Annotated in this window: 17 protein-coding genes; 9 read left to right on the top strand and 8 right to left on the bottom strand. The window is 73.2% G+C overall.

Going from position 1 to position 16,591, the window contains the following annotated elements; translation table 11 throughout:
* Positions 1-92 precede the first annotated feature (92 nt).
* Together trpS and ACQY0Z_RS02940 are read left to right on the top strand one after the other, a co-directional pair.
* The gene (trpS, locus tag ACQY0Z_RS02945; RefSeq protein WP_037779619.1) at positions 93-1,106 is read left to right on the top strand and encodes a tryptophan--tRNA ligase; all 1,014 of its coding nucleotides are present in this window, start codon (positions 93-95) and stop codon (positions 1,104-1,106) included.
* Positions 1,107-1,314: 208 nt separating this feature from the next.
* Positions 1,315-1,893, top strand: a complete 579-nt coding sequence (locus tag ACQY0Z_RS02940) for a 2'-5' RNA ligase family protein (protein ID WP_033272355.1) — start codon at positions 1,315-1,317, stop codon at positions 1,891-1,893.
* A 16-nt stretch (positions 1,894-1,909) separates the two neighbouring features.
* Here ACQY0Z_RS02940 and ACQY0Z_RS02935 read toward each other — a convergent pair whose 3' ends face one another.
* Entirely contained in the window at positions 1,910-2,665 is a 756-nt protein-coding gene (locus tag ACQY0Z_RS02935) for a decaprenylphospho-beta-D-erythro-pentofuranosid-2-ulose 2-reductase (protein WP_189898709.1), read from the bottom strand.
* 35 nt (positions 2,666-2,700) lie between these two features.
* Positions 2,701-4,050: an FAD-binding oxidoreductase gene (locus ACQY0Z_RS02930; RefSeq protein WP_347224768.1), complete on the bottom strand. Its 1,350-nt coding sequence runs from the start codon at positions 4,048-4,050 to the stop codon at positions 2,701-2,703.
* 132 nt (positions 4,051-4,182) lie between these two features.
* Between ACQY0Z_RS02930 and ACQY0Z_RS02925 the strand changes: the two genes are divergently transcribed.
* From ACQY0Z_RS02925 to ACQY0Z_RS02910, 4 genes are read left to right on the top strand one after another with little or no spacing between them, the layout of a single operon-like run.
* The gene (locus ACQY0Z_RS02925; RefSeq protein ID WP_189898706.1) at positions 4,183-4,716 is read left to right on the top strand and encodes a phosphatase PAP2 family protein; all 534 of its coding nucleotides are present in this window, start codon (positions 4,183-4,185) and stop codon (positions 4,714-4,716) included.
* Positions 4,713-5,648 carry a decaprenyl-phosphate phosphoribosyltransferase gene (locus tag ACQY0Z_RS02920; protein WP_189898704.1) on the top strand — a complete coding sequence of 312 codons (936 nt, stop codon included), beginning with the start codon at positions 4,713-4,715 and terminating at the stop codon, positions 5,646-5,648. Before ACQY0Z_RS02925 ends, ACQY0Z_RS02920 begins: the two co-directional genes overlap by 4 nt.
* A complete protein-coding gene (locus ACQY0Z_RS02915; RefSeq protein ID WP_189898703.1) occupies positions 5,645-6,082 on the top strand; it encodes a GtrA family protein in 438 nt (145 codons plus the stop codon). Before ACQY0Z_RS02920 ends, ACQY0Z_RS02915 begins: the two co-directional genes overlap by 4 nt.
* Positions 6,070-6,987: a YihY/virulence factor BrkB family protein gene (locus tag ACQY0Z_RS02910; protein ID WP_439811797.1), complete on the top strand. Its 918-nt coding sequence runs from the start codon at positions 6,070-6,072 to the stop codon at positions 6,985-6,987. Before ACQY0Z_RS02915 ends, ACQY0Z_RS02910 begins: the two co-directional genes overlap by 13 nt.
* Here the strand turns inward: ACQY0Z_RS02910 and ACQY0Z_RS02905 are convergent.
* On the bottom strand, positions 6,935-8,206 hold the full coding sequence (locus ACQY0Z_RS02905) for a D-alanyl-D-alanine carboxypeptidase family protein (protein WP_439811796.1): 1,272 nt from the start codon (positions 8,204-8,206) through the stop codon (positions 6,935-6,937). The two genes, ACQY0Z_RS02910 and ACQY0Z_RS02905, sit on opposite strands and share 53 nt — an antisense overlap.
* 91 nt (positions 8,207-8,297) lie before the next feature.
* Here ACQY0Z_RS02905 and ACQY0Z_RS02900 point away from each other — a divergent pair, with 91 nt between their 5' ends.
* The gene (locus tag ACQY0Z_RS02900) at positions 8,298-8,546 is read left to right on the top strand and encodes an SCO4848 family membrane protein (RefSeq protein ID WP_048457923.1); all 249 of its coding nucleotides are present in this window, start codon (positions 8,298-8,300) and stop codon (positions 8,544-8,546) included.
* Between the two features lie 32 nt (positions 8,547-8,578).
* Positions 8,579-9,856: a metallophosphoesterase gene (locus ACQY0Z_RS02895; RefSeq protein ID WP_439811795.1), complete on the top strand. Its 1,278-nt coding sequence runs from the start codon at positions 8,579-8,581 to the stop codon at positions 9,854-9,856.
* A gap of 18 nt (positions 9,857-9,874) precedes the next feature.
* Here ACQY0Z_RS02895 and ACQY0Z_RS02890 read toward each other — a convergent pair whose 3' ends face one another.
* Positions 9,875-11,347, bottom strand: coding sequence for a HAMP domain-containing sensor histidine kinase (locus ACQY0Z_RS02890; protein WP_347224765.1), 1,473 nt, complete (start codon positions 11,345-11,347; stop codon positions 9,875-9,877).
* Positions 11,344-12,033, bottom strand: coding sequence for a response regulator transcription factor (locus tag ACQY0Z_RS02885; RefSeq protein ID WP_254587005.1), 690 nt, complete (start codon positions 12,031-12,033; stop codon positions 11,344-11,346). The genes ACQY0Z_RS02890 and ACQY0Z_RS02885 overlap by 4 nt, the downstream gene beginning before the upstream one ends.
* A gap of 161 nt (positions 12,034-12,194) precedes the next feature.
* On the opposite strand from ACQY0Z_RS02885, the gene ACQY0Z_RS02880 reads away from it, so the two are divergent.
* Positions 12,195-14,618 carry an MMPL family transporter gene (locus tag ACQY0Z_RS02880; protein ID WP_439813341.1) on the top strand — a complete coding sequence of 808 codons (2,424 nt, stop codon included), beginning with the start codon at positions 12,195-12,197 and terminating at the stop codon, positions 14,616-14,618.
* A gap of 112 nt (positions 14,619-14,730) precedes the next feature.
* Here ACQY0Z_RS02880 and ACQY0Z_RS02875 read toward each other — a convergent pair whose 3' ends face one another.
* The 3 genes from ACQY0Z_RS02875 to ACQY0Z_RS02865 form a co-directional block, all read right to left on the bottom strand.
* The gene (locus ACQY0Z_RS02875) at positions 14,731-15,525 is read right to left on the bottom strand and encodes a TetR family transcriptional regulator (RefSeq protein ID WP_254587004.1); all 795 of its coding nucleotides are present in this window, start codon (positions 15,523-15,525) and stop codon (positions 14,731-14,733) included.
* A gap of 32 nt (positions 15,526-15,557) precedes the next feature.
* Positions 15,558-15,995, bottom strand: coding sequence for a thiol-disulfide oxidoreductase DCC family protein (locus ACQY0Z_RS02870; protein ID WP_439811794.1), 438 nt, complete (start codon positions 15,993-15,995; stop codon positions 15,558-15,560).
* Positions 15,996-16,141: 146 nt separating this feature from the next.
* Positions 16,142-16,549: a hypothetical protein gene (locus ACQY0Z_RS02865; RefSeq protein WP_347224764.1), complete on the bottom strand. Its 408-nt coding sequence runs from the start codon at positions 16,547-16,549 to the stop codon at positions 16,142-16,144.
* Positions 16,550-16,591: the final 42 nt, after the last annotated feature.

Raw genomic sequence — 16,591 nt, 5'->3', positions numbered from 1 at the left:
CACTCTCTTGTTACACCGCGCGGAACGGATCGGTTCCCGCCTGTTCCGGACTCGTTCCGGACCGCCCCGCGGAACCTGAGAGAATGGGCAGCATGGCGACTGACCGACCCCGCGTGCTCTCCGGAATTCAGCCCACAGCAGGCTCCTTCCACCTCGGCAACTACCTCGGTGCCGTCCGCCAGTGGGTGGCGCTCCAGGAGACCCACGACGCCTTCTACATGGTCGTCGACCTGCACGCGATCACGGTCCCGCAGGACCCCGAGGAGCTGCGGGCCAACACCCGGCTCGCCACGGCCCAGCTGCTGGCCGCCGGGCTCGACCCGGACCGCTGCACGCTCTTCGTGCAGAGCCATGTGCCGGAGCACGCCCAGCTCGCGTGGGTGATGAACTGCCTCACCGGCTTCGGCGAGGCCTCCCGCATGACCCAGTTCAAGGACAAGTCCGCCAAGCAGGGAGCCGACCGCGCCTCCGTCGGCCTGTTCACGTACCCGATCCTCCAGGTCGCGGACATCCTGCTCTACCAGGCGAACGAGGTGCCGGTGGGCGAGGACCAGCGCCAGCACATCGAGCTGACCCGCGACCTCGCCACGCGCTTCAACGGCCGGTTCGGCGACACGTTCACGCTTCCGAAGCCGTACATCCTCAAGGAGACGGCGAAGATCTACGACCTCCAGGACCCGGCGGTCAAGATGAGCAAGTCGGCGTCGACGCCCAAGGGCCTGATCAACCTGCTCGACGAGCCGAAGACCACCGCCAAGAAGGTCAAGAGCGCCGTCACCGACACCGACACGGTGATCCGCTACGACGTGGCGGAGAAGCCGGGTGTCAGCAACCTGCTCACGATCTACTCGACCCTCACCGGCACCGGCATCCCGGAGCTGGAGGCGAAGTACGAGGGCAAGGGCTACGGCGCGCTCAAGACGGACCTGGCCGAGGTCATGGTCGAGTTCGTGACCCCGTTCCGGGAGCGCACGCAGCAGTACCTGGACGACCCGGAGACGCTCGACTCGATCCTCGCCAAGGGGGCCGAGAAGGCGCGCGCCGTCGCCGCCGAGACCCTCGCGCAGGCGTACGAGCGGGTCGGCTTCCTGCCCGCCAAGCACTGACAGCACCGCGCCGGGCACGGCACCGGCGCGCTGAACGGGCCCACGGGCCCCGTCCGTACCACCGCACAGCGCTGTACATCACTCCGTCTGCGCCTGCCCGCATCCGGGTCGTGGTCGTACAGTCGAGGACGGGTGACCGCTCCGGCGGTCACCCGGACGCGCACCCGCTCCACCACCGCGCTTCACCACCACAACGACAGGAGACGACGTGGGGACCGTAACGATCGGCGTGTCGATCGCGGTCCCGGAGCCTCACGGCAGCCGGCTTCAGCAGCTGCGCGCGGGCTTCGGCGACGCCGCCGCCTACGGCATCCCCACGCACGTCACCCTGCTGCCGCCGACAGAGGTGGCCGACACGGCCGTCCCGGCCGTCGAGGCGCACCTCGCGGAGGTCGCCGCGGCGGGCAGGCCGTTCCCGATGAGACTGTCGGGCACGGGCACCTTCCGGCCGCTGTCGCCGGTGGTGTACGTCCGGGTCGTCGAGGGCGCCGAGGCCTGCACGCGGCTGCAGCAGCAGGTCCGCGACCCCGCCGGACCGGTCGCCCGCGAGCTGCAGTTCCCGTACCACCCGCACGTCACCGTGGCGCACGGCATCGACGAGGCCGCCATGGACCGCGCCTACGAGGACCTCGCCGGGTACGAGGCCGAGTGGCCCTGCACCGGGTTCGCGCTCTACGAGCAGGGCGCCGACGCGGTGTGGCGCAAGCTGCGCGACTTCCCCTTCGGGACCGTCGTGGTGCCCCCGCAGGCCGGACACGTCGACCGGGGCTCGGTCTCCGCGCGTTGACCCGGGCTGCCGGGTCTCACACCGGCAGCCGGCGGAACACGCCGCGCGGCAGATGCCGCAGCGCCGACATCACCACGCGCAGCGCGCCCGGCACCCACACCGTCTCCGAGCGGCGCCGCAGCCCCAGCTCCACGGCCGTCGCCACCGCCTCCGGGGTGGTCGCCAGGGGCGCCTCGGGCAGCCCCGCCGTCATCCGCGTGCGCACGAACCCGGGGCGCACCACCATCACATGCACGCCCGTGCCGTACAGGGCGTCGCCGAGGCCCTGCGCGAACGCGTCCAGGCCGGCCTTGCTGGAGCCGTAGATGAAGTTGGCGCGGCGGGCCCGCTCGCCCGCGACGGACGACAGCACCACCAGCGAGCCGTGCCCCTGCGCCTGGAGCGCGCCCGCGCAGACCAGGCCCGCGGAGACCGCGCCGGTGTAGTTGGTCTGCGCGACCCGCACCGCGGCCTGAGGGTCCCGCTCGTCGCGGGCCTGGTCGCCGAGCGTGCCGAAGGCGAGCAGCACCATGTCGACGTCGCCCTCGGCGAAAACCTTGCCCAGCGCGTCCTCGTGCCCGGCCGGGTCGAGCGCGTCGAAGTCCACGGTGTGCACCTCGGCGCCGAGCGCGCGCAGCTGTCCGGCCGCCTCGTCGAGGCCGGGGGAGGGGCGGCCGGCCAGCCACACCGTGCGGGTGCGGCGGGCGATCAGCCGCCGCGTGACCGCCAGCGCGATCTCGGACGTACCGCCGAGCACGAGCAGGGACTGGGGGAGGCCGAAGGCGTCCTTCACGACAGCTCCTCAGGGGGCCGGGAGAGGGGAGGGGGTCACAGACACAGGCGGCGGGACAGGTCCGAGGTGAACACCCCGCGCGGGTCCAGCTCGGCGCGCAGGGCGCGGAAGTCGTCCAGCCGGGGGTACATGGCCGCGAGCAGGTCGGGGCGCAGCCGGGAGTCCTTGGCGAGGTAGACGCGACCGCCCGCCGCGGCGACCTCCTCGTCGAGCTCGTCGAGGAAGGCGCCGAGGCCGGGCAGCGACGCGGGGATGTCCAGCGCCAGGGTCCAGCCCGGCACCGGGAACGACAGCCAGCCCGGGTCGGCGTCCCCGAACCGCTTGAGGACGGCGAGGAACGACGGGCAGCGGCGCTGCGAGATCCGGCGCACGATCCGGCGCAGGGTGTCCTCCCGGCCGTGCCCGACGACGAACTGGTACTGCACGAACCCGCCCCGCCCGTAGATCCGGTTCCAGTGCGGCACCCCGTCCAGGGGGTGGAAGAACGCGGGGATGCGCTGAAGCTCCCCGGTCCGGGCGCGGGGCGCCTTGCGGAACCACAGCTCGTTGAACAGCCCCACGGTCGTCCGGCTCAGCAGCCCCTCCGGCACGAAGGAGGGCGCCGCGGGCAGGCGCGAGGTGCGGAACGACAGCGGCTCACGGCGGGCGGCGCGCGGCAGGGCCTCCAGCGGGGCGTGGTCGCCGCGGGTGAGGACCGCGCGGCCGGTGGCCCTGCCGCGCGCCAGCAGGTCGATCCAGGCGACCGAGTAGCGGTAGCGGTGGTCGGTGTCGGCGAGACGGGCCATCAGGTCGTCGAGGTCGGAGGCGCGTTCGGTGTCGACGGACATCCAGGTGGTGCGCACGGGCTGGAGGCGGACCGTCGCGGTGAGGATCACCCCGGTCAGGCCCATGCCGCCCGCGGTCGCCTCGAACAGCGGCGTGCCCGGCACCACCGTGCGCACCTGCCCGTCGGCGGTGAGCAGTTCGAACGACAGCACATGGCGCGAGAAGGACCCGCTGACGTGGTGGTTCTTGCCGTGGATGTCGGCGCCGATCGCCCCGCCGACCGTCACGTACCGGGTGCCGGGCGTCACCGGCACGAACCAGCCGAGCGGCAGCAGCACCTCCATCAGCCGGTGCAGGGACACGCCCGCGTCGCACAGCACGGTGCCGCCGTCGGCGTCGATCGCGTGGATCCGGTCCAGGCCGGTCATGTCGAAGACCTCGCCGCCCGCGTTCTGCGCGGCGTCCCCGTACGCCCGGCCGAGGCCGCGCGCGATGCCGCCGCGCGCCCCGCACCCCCGGACGGCGAGGGCGGCCTCCTCGAACGTCCGCGGACGGACCAGCCGGGCGGAGGACGGAGCGGTGCGGCCCCACCCCGTGACGGAAACGGTGTCGGCAGGCATGACGGCGACCGTATCGCCCCTCTGTGAGCTGTTGGTTTTGAAACGTCAATCCCGTCCCCGAAACGGGTGATTAATGGGATGTCGTCCCGAAGCGATGGAATTCCGGTGCGCCGGGGGTGAACAGTGAGCCACATGGACGACCAGCACGACCTCTTCCGGCCCCGCGGTCTCCACGGGGTGGACCACCGGATCGTCTCCGCGCTCAGGGCGTGCGGCTCCGACCCGCGCGTCGCCGGCGCCGCGCGCGCCCTGTCCTGGGCGGGGGAGCACGGCGCCGTGTGGGTCGCGGCGGGCCTCGCGGGCGCCGTCGTGGACCGTCCCCGGCGCGGCGCCTGGCTGCGCGCCACCGCGCTCACCGCGGCCGCGCACGCGACGAGTTCGGTGGTGAAGCGGGTCGTGCGCCGCCCCCGCCCGGCGCACGTCGAACCGCTCGTCGGCACCGTCGGACGCCACTCCTTCCCCAGCTCCCACGCCACCTCCGCCGCGGCCGCCGCCGTCGCCTTCGGCGCGCTCGGCTCCCGCGCGGTGCCGCCGCTGGCCGCCGCCGTGTGCGTGTCCCGGCTGGTGGCCGGCGTCCACTACCCGTCGGACGTCGCCGCCGGCGCCGCCCTCGGCGCGCTCACCGCCCGGCTCGGCGCCCGCTGGATGACGGGAGGCACGGCGTGACGCTGCTGCGCGAGCGCTCCGACCGCGGACAGGCCGCGCCGTCCTCCCGGGGCGGGCTCCTCATCGGTCTGCTGCGCACCGCGCGCCCCAAGCAGTGGGTCAAGAACGTCCTCGTGGCCGCCGCCCCGGCCGCCGCGGGCGTCCTCTTCACCGCGCACGCCCTGACCCGGCTCGCCCTGGTGTTCGTGCTGTTCACCGCCTGCGCCGCCGCCGTCTACCTGGTCAACGACGCGCGCGACGCCGAGGCCGACCGCGCCCACCCCGTCAAGTGCCGCCGCCCCGTCGCCGCCGGACAGGTCCCGGTGCCCGTCGCCTACGCCGCCGGGATCACCCTCGGCGTGCTCGCCCCGGCCGCCGCCGCGCTGCTGTGCCCGCCCGAGCTGGCCGCGCTGCTCGCCGGCTACCTCGTGATGCAACTCGCCTACTGCGTCAGCCTCAAGCACGTCCTGGTCGTCGACCTCGCCGTCGTCACCGCCGGGTTCGTGATGCGCGCGACGGCAGGCGGGCTCGCCCTCGGCATCCCGCTGTCCCGCTGGTTCCTCATCACCACCGGCTTCGGCGCGCTGTTCATGGTCGCCGCCAAGCGCTACTCCGAGGCCGTGCAGCTCGCCGGGAACGGGGGCGCGACGCGCGCGCTGCTCACCGAGTACACCACCGGCTACCTGCGGTTCGTGTGGCAGCTCGCGGCCGGGGTCGCCGTCCTCGGCTACTGCCTGTGGGCCCTGGAGGAGGGCGGCGTGCCGCACACCAGCGTGCTGCCCTGGCGCCAGCTGTCCGTCGTCGCCTTCGTCCTCGCCGTGCTGCGCTACGCCGTCTTCGCCGACCGGGGCACCGCGGGCGAACCGGAGGACGTGGTGCTCGGCGACCGCGCCCTCGCCCTCATCGGCCTGGTGTGGGCGGCGATGTACGCCGCGGCGGTGGCCGACTGGTGAGGGACCGCCTGCGCAGGCACCGGCGGGAGCTCCTCGGCTTCGCGACCGCGGGACTCCTCGCCTACGCCGTCGACCTCGCCCTCTTCACGTATCTGCGCGGCCCCGGCGGACTCGGGCCGCTCACAGCGAAGGCGCTGTCCTTCGTCGCCGGCTGCACCGTCGCCTACACGGCCAACGCCCACGGCACCTACCGCGACCGGCGCGTGCGCGGCGCCCGCCCCTACGCCCTGTTCTTCGCCGTCAACCTCGCAGGCGCCGCCGTACAGCTCCTCTGCCTCGCCGTCAGCCACTACGGGCTCGGCTACACCTCGCAGCGCGCGGACACCGTGTCCGGGGCGGTCGTGGGCATGGCGCTCGCCACAGTCGTCCGTTTCTGGGGAACCAGGACATTGGTCTTCCGTGACGCGGGCAGAGTCGGTTCGTGGACTGGCTGAAAAAGCTCCCGGTGGTGGGGCCGTGGGTGACCCGGCTGTCGCTCACGCACGCGTGGCGGTCGTTCGAGCGGCTGGACCGGGTGCACTGGACGCGGCTCGCCGCGGCGATGACGTTCCGCAGCTTCGTCGCGCTGTTCCCGCTGCTGACCGTGGCCGCCGCGATCGGCGCGGCGACCCTCGGCAAGGAGCGCCAGGACGCCCTTCAGAACACCATCACCGACCAGGTGCCCGGCATCTCCGACCAGCTCGACGTCGGGGAGCTGGCGGACAACGCGGGCACCGTCGGCCTGATCGCCGGCGCCGCCCTGGTGTTCACCGGGATCAGCTGGGCCGGCCTCATGCGGGAGTGCCTGCGCGTGGTGTGGGAACTGCCCGACGACGACGAGAACCCCCTGCTGCGCAAGGGCAAGGACGCGGGCATCCTCGTCGGTCTCGGCGGGGCGGTCCTCGTCACACTGGCCGCGTCCGCCGTCGCCACCGCCCTGGTCGGCCGGATCAGCGACGCCGCCGGGCTCGAGAAGGGAGGCTGGGGCGGAGTGGTGCTGCAGACCGCCGCGTTCGCCGTCGCCGCCGGCACCGACTTCCTGCTCCTGCTCTACGTCCTCACCCTGCTGCCCGGAGTCCAGCCGTCCCGGCGCCGGGTGACCGTGGCCGCGCTCACCGGCGCCGTCGGCTTCGAACTGCTGAAGCTGCTGCTCAGCGGCTACATCCAGGGCGTCGCCGCGAAGAGCATGTACGGCGCGTTCGGCGTCCCCGTGGCGCTGCTGCTGTGGATCAACCTCACCACGAAACTCGTCCTGTTCTGCGCGGCCTGGACGGCCACGCCGGGCAAGGAGGACGAGGCCGACGAGATCACGGACGAGGACGGCGGCGCACCAGGTCCGGCAGCGGCCAGCGCCGGTTGACCAGGAACGCGCCGCCCGCGAGCAGCACCACCACACCGCCCGCGATGCCGAGTGCCACACCCATGCCGTCGGCGCCGCCGCCCGTGTCCGCGCTCGCCACCGGCTTCGACCCGGCGCCCGTGCCGCCGCCCGCCTGGCCGGGCGACGCGGACGGACCGGCCGCGGCGTTCGCCTCCTCGACGCTCTTCGGCGGCACCAGCTCGCCCACCGGCTCGACCTTGCCGGCCGCGGCGAAGCCCCAGTCGAAGAGGCGCGCGGTCTCCTTGTAGACCCCGTTCGACCCCTTCTTCTGCGGGTTCATCACGGTGACCAGCAGCACCTTGCCGTCGCGTTCGGCGACGCCGGTGAAGGTGGCGCCGGCGTTGGTGGTGTTGCCGTTCTTCACCCCGGCTATGCCCTGGTAGACGGGCACGTCGTAGTCGCCGCTGAGCAGCCGGTTGGTGTTCTGGATCTCGAAGGAGCCGCGGACCCGCTTGCCCTTCTTGTTCTTCTTCGTCTCCCCGGGGAACTGCGCCCGCACGGTCGAGCAGTACTCCCGGAAGTCCTTCTTCTGCAGCCCGGAGCGGGCGATCAGGGTCAGGTCGTACGCGGAGGACACCTGGCCCGGGGCGTCGTAGCCGTCGGGGCTGACGGCGTGCGTGTCGAGTGCCTGCAGCTCCTTGGCGTGCTCGTTCATCTCCTGGACGGTCTTGTCCACGCCGCCGTTCATCGCGGACAGCACGTGCACGGCGTCATTGCCGGAGCGCAGGAACACGCCCAGCCACAGGTCGTGGACGGAGTACGTCTCGTCCTCCTTGACGCCCACCATGCTGGACCCGGCGCCGACACCCGCCAGGTCCGACGGCTCCACCCGATGCGTGGTGGTCCGCGGCCACTTCGGCAGCAGCGTGTCGGCGAACAGCATCTTCAGGGTGCTCGCCGGGGCCAGCCGCCAGTGCGCGTTGTGCGCGGCGAGCACCTCACCGCTCTCGGCGTCCGCGACGATCCACGACCGCGCGGACAGCTCCTTGGGCAGCACCGGCACCCCGGCGGCCAGGTTCACCTGGGTCCCGGGCTTCGCCAGCCGCTCGCCGCCCACGATCGACGTGTGCGCCGGGGGAGTGGCGGACGGCTTCGGGCCGGGCGCCGCGAGGGCGGCGGGCGCTGTCAGCGCGGTGGACAGCAGGACGGCGGAGGCGACCAGCGCGGAGCGCCGGACGGTCTTCTCGGTAGCGGGCACGGTCCGCAAGGTACATGCCATCTTCACGGACGTCCCGGCCCGGTCCCCACCCCGCGAAGGGAACCGGACACCGCGCGGCGATACTGGACGTATGAAGCTCAGCCGCCCCGTCTCCTGGTTCCTGCTCGCCTTCGGGGTGTGGAGCTGGGTCATCTGGATCACTTTCGTCAAGAACCTGGTCAAGGACAGCAGTGGGCTCGCCTTCGACGACGGGCACCCCACGGCGTACTTCTTCGTTCACCTGACGCTCGCCGTCGTCTCCTTCGTACTGGGGACGGTCGTCGGGGGCATCGGGTTGCGCGGCCTGCGCGCATTGAGCCGGACGTCACGGACCTCGTGACGCCGTAACGGGAAACAGGGGAAGTCCGCCTCGTGGCCATCGTCTTCGTACTTGTCGCACTGCTGGTCCTCGCCGTCCTGGTGACGGGCAACTGGTACGTGTGGCGCCGGCTGTTCCGGGACACCACGGCGGGGCCCGGCCACGTGCGCCGTATCGGCGCGGCGGTGATCGTCGGAGGGTGGCTGCTGTTCATCGGCGCGATGGTCACCTCCCGCACGGAGGCGCCGTTCGCCCTCACGCGCGTGCTGGCCTGGCCGGGCTACCTGTGGCTGGCCCTCACCCTGTACCTGCTGCTGGCCCTGCTGGTCGGTGAGTTGGTCCGTCCCGTGCTGCGGAGGGTGCTGGAGCGGCGGGCCCGGGCGTCCGTGTCGGCCCCGGCGCCGGCCCGCGAGCCGATACCGGCGGGCCGGGCGGAGAGCGAAGCCGCGGAGCCGGCGGAGGAACCGGCGACCACGGACATCACCTCCGCCGGTGCCGGTGACGGTCCCTCGCGCCGGCTGTTCGTCTCCCGGGTCGTCGGCGGAGCCGCCGCCGCGGCCGCCGTCGGGACCGTCGGGTACGGGACGTACGGCGTCCTGCGCGGGCCGAAGGTCAAGCGGGTCACCGTGCCGCTGGCCAAGCTGCCGCGCGCCGCGCACGGTTACCGGATCGCCGTGGTCAGCGACATCCACCTGGGCCCGGTGCTGGGTCGCGGCTTCGCGCAGAAGGTCGTCGACACGATCAACTCGACGCAGCCCGACCTGATCGCGGTCGTCGGCGACCTGGTGGACGGCAGCGTGAAGGACCTCGGCCCGGCGGCCGCCCCGCTGGCCCAGCTGAGGGCGCGTGACGGGTCGTTCTTCGTCACCGGCAACCACGAGTACTTCTCCGGCGCCGGGCAGTGGGTCGAGGAGGTCCGCCGGCTCGGCCTGAACCCGCTGGAGAACGCCCGCACGGAGCTGCCCCACTTCGACCTCGCGGGCGTGAACGACGTCGCCGGCGAGGACGAGGGCCAGGGCCCCGACTTCGCCCGCGCCCTCGGCGACCGGGACCGCGCGAGGGCCTGCGTGCTGCTCGCGCACCAGCCGGTGCAGATCCACGACGCCGTGGACCACGGCGTGGACCTCCAGCTCTCCGGCCACACCCACGGCGGCCAGCTCTGGCCGGGCAACCTGATCGCCCGCAGCGCCAACCCGACCGTGGCGGGCCTCGACCGCTACGGCGACACCCAGCTCTACGTCAGCCGAGGCGCCGGCGCCTGGGGCCCGCCCACCCGGGTGGGCGCCCCCTCGGACATCACGGTGATCGAACTGGCCTCCCGCCAGGCGTAGAAGCGGGCCGGAGGCGGGTCACCCCACGTCGGTCGCCGCCTCCCCGCACGCCGGCAGCGTCACCGTGACCGTCAGCCCCTCACCGGGTGCCGTGTCCACGGTGACCTCGCCGCCGTGCGCCCGCACCACACCCTGCACGATCGCCATGCCGAGCCCGCTGCCCGCGCCGCCGCCCGCGCGGAAGAAGCGGTCGAAGACGCGGGACGCGTCCTCCGGGGTGAGGCCCGGGCCCTCGTCCGTGACCCACAGCCGCACCTCGCCCTCCGTGCGGGACACGCCGAGCCGTACCGGCACGTCCGCCGGGGTGTGGGTGCGGACGTTGCCGACGAGGTTGCCCAGGACCTGGCGCAGGCCCGCCTCGTCGGCGTGGACCAGGACCGTGCCGTCCGCGTCCACGCGTACCGGGCGGTCCGGCTGCTGCACCCGCAGGTCCTGGGCCGCGTCCCGGGCCAGCCGGCACACGTCGATGTTCCGCTTCCGTAGTTCCGGGCGCTGGTCGAGGCGGGCCAGCACCAGGAGTTCGTCGACCAGGCGTCCCATCCGGTCGGACTCGGCCGTCATCCGGTCCCAGGCCCGCTCGCGTTCCGTGGGGTCGCGCAGCATGCCCCGTTCGTAGAGCTGGAGGTAGCCGCGGATCGCGGCGAGCGGGGTGCGCAGCTCGTGGGAGGCGTCGGCGACGAACCGCCGCAGCTGTGCCGCGCTGCGCTCCCGGGTGCGGTACGCCGACTCCACCTGCTGGAGCATCGAGTTGAGCGCCAGCCGCAGCTGCTCCACCTCCAGGGACGTGTCGCAGCTGGAGGGCACCCGCCGGGTCAGGTCGCCCTCGGCGATCGCCGACGACGTCTCCACCATGTCCTCCAGCGGCCGCATCCGCCGCCGTACCGCCATCATGGTGAGGCAGGCCAGCACGAGCAGCAGCAGTGTGCCGATGGCCAGGTCGAACCTGACCGCCTTGGCGACGCCCGCGTGCAGCGGCTCGGTGGAGCCGGCGATGAGGACGCCGGTGCCGTCGGCGAGGCGGGTGCCGGTGACCCGGTACTCGTGGCCCCGCACGGTGAGGTCCCGCGGCTCGGGGTCCCGGATCAGCGCGTCCGGGTCGTCCACGGCGTCCGCCAGGTCGCGCTGGGCGCGGGACGGGGAGAAGCCGAACACGGGAACCGGCTCGCCCTGACGGTCGACGGCGGCGAAGACGGAGTCCGGGGCGTCGTCGTCCTGGTTCCACTCCGGGTCCACCCGGTCGCGGAGGAAACGCAGCGCGCTCAGCGAGTCGATCTGCCGCAGCGTCAGCTCCGAGCCGCCGATGGAGTCACGGGTGCGGACCAGCTCCGTGTCGATCTGGTCGAGCAGGTAGTACCGCATCCCGAACACGCTCACCGCGGTCGCGGCGACGATGCCCAGCGCCAGCAGCGCCACGTTCGCCAGCGTGAGCTGCGCCCGCAGCGACCGCACCCGGGGGCGGCCGGGGCGCGGCGGGCGTATGCGGGGTGTCACGTCAGCCCGTACCCGACGCCGCGCCGGGTGGTGATGACCGGCGGGCCGAGGGTGTCCAGCTTGCGCCGCAGATAGCTGATGTAGGTCTCCACGACGGTCGACTCCTGCGGGACGTGCTCGTACTGCCAGACGTGCCGCAGCAGTTGCTCCTTGGGCACGATCCGGCCGGCGTTGCGCACGAGGAAGCGCAGCAGCGCGTACTCGGTCGGGGTGAGCTCGACGCTGCGGCCCGCGCGGCGCACCGAGTACGTCGTCTCGTCGAGCTCCAGGTCGCCGTGGCGCAGCGGCGCCCGCTGCGGGAGGACGTCGGCGGGGCGGGTGCGGCGCAGCACGGCCGTGATGCGGGCGACGACCTCGTCGATGTGGAACGGCTTGGTGATGTAGTCGTCGCCGAACCCGAGCGCCCCGACGATCTCCGCGGGGGCGTCCCGCGCGGTGAGGAACACGAGCGCCGTCTCGGGCCTGCGCTCGCGCAGTTCGCGGCCGAGGGCGCGGCCGTCGCCGTCCGGCAGCATCACGTCGAGGAGGGCGCAGTCGGGCCGGGTGTGCTCGGTGAGGGCGAGCGCCTCGCGGACCGTGCCCGCGGTCATGACCTCGAAGCGGTGGTAGCGCAGCGCGATCGCGAGGACGTCCGCGATGCTCTCCTCGTCCTCCACGACCAGCACGGTGCCGGGAGCTGTCGTCATGTCCCCAGTATCGGCGTGACCGTCCGCCGAAGTACGGGTTGTCGCTTTGGAGTTCCTTGAGAGTCCCGGGCGAGCCGTGTCCCCGGGCGGGTGGCGCCGCCGATTCTGTCGCCAGGACCCGGGGGACCGACCGAGCGACAAGGAGCGGACACGTGGCGGTATTGGCACGCTGGTGCTATCGGCATCGGCTGGTGGTCCTGGTGCTGTGGGCGGGGGCGCTGTTCGGACTGGGCGTGACGGCGAGCAGCGCGGGCACGAACTACGCGGAGGTCTTCTCCCTCCCGGACACGGACTCCAAGCGCGCCCACGACCTGATGCGCCAGGCGTTCCCGGAGCGCGCCGGGGACACGGACACCGTGGTGTGGAAGACCGACGAGGGCACCGTGCGCGACGCGGCGGTGCGCTCCCGGATGGAGGAGGCGCTCGCGGAGATCGGGCGCATGGCGGGCGTCGGCGCGGTCGCCGGGCCCTACGACGGGCGGGGCGCGGCGCAGATCAGCGAGGACGGGCGGATCGCCTACGCACAGGTGACGTTCGCCGAGCAGGCGGACGCGGTGCCGAAGGAACTGGTGCGGGACGTCGTCGACACGGCTCAGGCGGCGGCCGGCGACGGGCTCCAGGTGGAGCTGGGCGGCCAGGCCGTCACCCGCGTCCAGGAGCCGCCGACGGGCACGGCCGAACTGGTCGGCATCCTCGCGGCGGCCGTGGTGCTGTTCGTCGCGTTCGGCTCGCTGTTCGCGATGCTGCTGCCGATCGTGGTCGCCGTGTTCGGCGTCGCGGGCGGCATGTTCGGCACGCAGCTGATCAGCCATGTCACCGACGTCCCCGAACTGGCGTCACTGCTGGCCACGTTGATCGGCCTGGGCGTCGGCATCGACTACGCCCTGTTCATCGTCACCCGGCACCGCAAGGGCGTCCTGAACGGCAAGGACCCGGAGGAGGCCGCGGTCTCCGCGCTCAACACCTCCGGCCGGGCGGTGCTGTTCGCGGGCGGCACGGTGTGCATCGCGCTCGCCGGGATGCTGGTGACGAACCTGCGGTTCCTGGACGGCGTGGTCATCGGCACGTCCCTGACGGTGGTGCTCAGCGTGCTCGCCGCGATCACCCTGCTGCCGGCGCTGCTCGGTGTGCTCGGGCACCGGGTGCTCAGCCGCCGTCAGCGCCGCAAGCTCGCGGCTTCAGAGACGAAGGGCGAGCAGGTGAGCGGTCTCGCCGCGCGCTGGTCGGCGACCGTGCAGCGCAGGCCGCGCGCGGTGGCCGCCGTCGCGGTGGTGCTGATGGCCGCGCTCGCGGTGCCGCTGCTGTCGCTGCGCCTGGGCACCGTGGACCAGGGCAACGACGACGCCTCGACCACCACCCGTAAGGCGTACGACCTGCTCGCCGAAGGCTTCGGACCCGGCTTCAACGGGCCGCTCCAGGTGGTCGTGGACGGCGAGGCGCCCACCGTGCTGATCCGGGCGGTGGAGGACACCGAGGGCGTCGCCCAGGTGGCGGCGGCCCCGCCCGCGAACGGCGTCAGCGTCATCCAGGTGGTGCCGACCACCTCCCCGCAGGACGTGGAGACGGACCGGCTGATCGACACCCTGCGGGAGGACGTCATCCCGGCCGCGGGCGTCGACGCCCATGTCGGCGGCGTGACCGCGGTGTCCAAGGACTTCGCCTCGGTGACCGGCGACCGGCTCCCGCTGTTCGTCGGCACGATCATCGGCCTCGGCTTCCTGCTCCTGCTCCTCGCGTTCCGCTCCCTGGTGGTGCCGCTGACGGCCGCCGTGATGAACCTGCTCGCGGCGGCGGCCTCGTTCGGCGTGCTGGTGACGGTGTGCCAGTGGGGTGTCGGCCTGGACGTGCTGGGCCTCGGCAAGGAGGGCCCGATCGCGTCGTTCCTGCCGATCATCATGCTGTCGCTGCTGTTCGGGCTCTCCATGGACTACCAGGTGTTCCTGGTGAGCCGGATGCACGAGGAGTGGGTGCACACCCGGGACAACGCCCGCGCCGTGCGGGTCGGCCTCGCGGAGACCAGCCGGGTCATCAACTCCGCCGCGCTCATCATGGTCTGCGTCTTCCTCGCCTTCGTGCTCAGCGGCGACTACGGCGCCGCCATGGCCGGGGTGGGACTGGCCGCAGCGGTCGCGCTGGACGCGTTCGTGCTGCGCACCGCGCTGGTCCCGGCGGTGATGCATCTGCTGGGGCGGTCCAACTGGTGGCTCCCGGCCGGGCTGGAGAAGCGGCTGCCGCACCTCGCGGTCGAGCCGAAGGAGGAGGGCGATGCGGCGCCTGTGCCCGCGCCGGAGGAGAAGGCGGTGGACGGAGCCGCCTCGGTGGTGCACGGCTTCGTCCGCACCCCGGAGGGCGAGCCGGTGCGGGGCGCGTCCGTCACGCTGCTCACCCCCGGCGGACGGCAGCTGGACCGGGTGGCGTCCCTCGCCGACGGGGCGTACGTCGTGGCGGTCCCGTCGCCCGGCACCTATCTGCTGGCGGTGTCGGCCTCCCCGTACGGAGCGCGGGCGGCGCATGTGACCGTGGGGGACGGGCCGCACGTCCACGACGTGGAGCTGACCCCCGACGGGGTCGACGTCGTCAACTGACGGAGACGACCGACGGCGACGGCCGACGGAGACCGCCGACGGTGACGGCCGACGGAGACCGCCGACGGTGACGGCCGACGGAGACCGCCGACGGTGACGGCCGACGGCGACGTCAGTCTTCGTCGCCTGGGCGCTCCTCCCCGTCGTCCCCCGGGCCCTTGCCCCGCCGGCCGGAGTTCTTCCGGCCGGCGGGGTCGGGCAGCGCCCGGGTCATCCCGGGCAGGAACTCCGTGAACAGCTCGTGCACGTCCCGCACCAGTGGCCGCAGCACCCGGAACCGGGCCAGGGCGACACCGCGCGCGGTGAGCCGGGCGCCCCGCTCGGCCAGCCGGTAGCTGCGCTCCCGGCCCTCCGTGCGGTCAAAGATCCAGTACAGGCACAGCCCCATCTGGGACAGCCACATCAACTCGGGCAGGACGTCCCGCAGTTCCTCGGGAACCTTGGTCTTCGTCCCGGCCAGCACGGCCCGGTGCACGCTGATCGCCTCCTCGCGCGCGTGCTCCGACTCGGGCGAGAACGGGCTGAGCGGGCTGTCCGGGTCGGCGGCGTTCTTGAAGAACTGCACCGCGAACTCGTGGTACGGCGTGGCGATGTCCAGCCAGGCCTTCAGCACGCCGGCGAGGCGGGCCTCCAGGTCGGTCTCCCGGGCCAGGATCTCCCGGACCGCCGCCTGGTGCTCGGCGGCGATCCGGTCGTAGAACCCCTGGATCAGGTGTTCCTTGCCCTCGAAGTAGTAGTACGCGTTGCCGACGGAGACCCCGGCCTCCTTGGCGATCGCCCGCATGGTGGTCCGGTCGTAGCCGCGCTCCTGGAACAGCCGCATGGCCGTCTCCAGGATCAGGGCGCGGGTCTGCTCGGACTTGCTGAGGTGGGCGCCGGGGTCGGGGCGGTCGTTCTTCTCGGGCACGGGAACAGAGCCTAACGTCCGCCGCGCGCGGGCTACGGGGCGGCGCAGGCGTCGGAGCCGCAGCCCGGCGGGGTGTAGTGCCAGCCGTCGCGCGGGTCGTACGTCCAGCCCTCGCCGGACCGGTGGACGCGGCCGCCCCTCGCGGTCGCCGCCCCGCGCCACTTGGCGGCGGCCAGCACCGCGCCCTTGGCGAACCGCATCCCGGACGGGGTGCTCAGCCGGTGCGCGACCCGGCGGTGGTCGCGCAGCGCCCACAGGGTGACGATCCAGGCGGCGGCGCCCCGGTACACCTGGCCGCCGCCCCCGACCACGGTGATCTCGTCGAGGGTGGTTCGGTGGTCGAGGCCGGGGAAGCGGGCCTGGGCGGCGGGCGACCCCGCCGGGACGAACTCCAGGGGGACGAGCTGGGGCCGCCGCGCGAGCCAGTCGCGGACGTGGGTGCAGAGTGGGCAGCCCGCGTCGTACAGCACGGTCAGACGGCGGACCGGGACGCGGCCGGCGTCGTACCCGCGGCCGAGAGGGTGCCTCGCAGTGTCGTACGCCGGGTGCGGGCCGCCGGGGGCTTGTCGCGCAGTCCCCCGCGCCCCTGGGGGTGTCGGCCCGTCGGCGACCGCGTTCATGCCTGGGCCGCCGGGGTGGTCCAGGCCTGCGGGGGGACCGGCGGGTTCTGCTCCCGTTCCATCACCCCGCGCCGCCGGATCTTGTTCAGCACGTACACGTTGGCCAGGTGCATCACGCCCAGGACCAGCAGCACCACGCCCAGCTTGGCCGAGAGCGCCTCGAAGACGCCACGGGTGTCGGTGACGGTGTCGTCGTCGCTCAGGTAGAGGGCGACGAAGCCGAGGTTCACCAGGTAGAAGCCGACCACCAGGAGGTGGTTGACGGCGTCCGCGAGCTTCTCGTTGCCGTGCAGCACGTCGGCGAGGAAGACCCGCCCGTTGCGGCTGAGCGTGCGGGCCACCCAGACGGTCAGTCCGATGCTGACGACCAGGTAGATGACGTAGGCGATGACGGTGCGGTCCATGCCCCACCCCTTCTTGAACGCGTTCAAAACGCTGACGGGGGT

The sequence above is a fragment of the Streptomyces sp. P9-2 genome, from assembly GCF_051903975.1.
Taxonomy (GTDB): Bacteria; Actinomycetota; Actinomycetes; order Streptomycetales; family Streptomycetaceae; genus Streptomyces; species Streptomyces cellulosae.
This window is presented reverse-complemented; position numbering and strand designations above follow the sequence as displayed.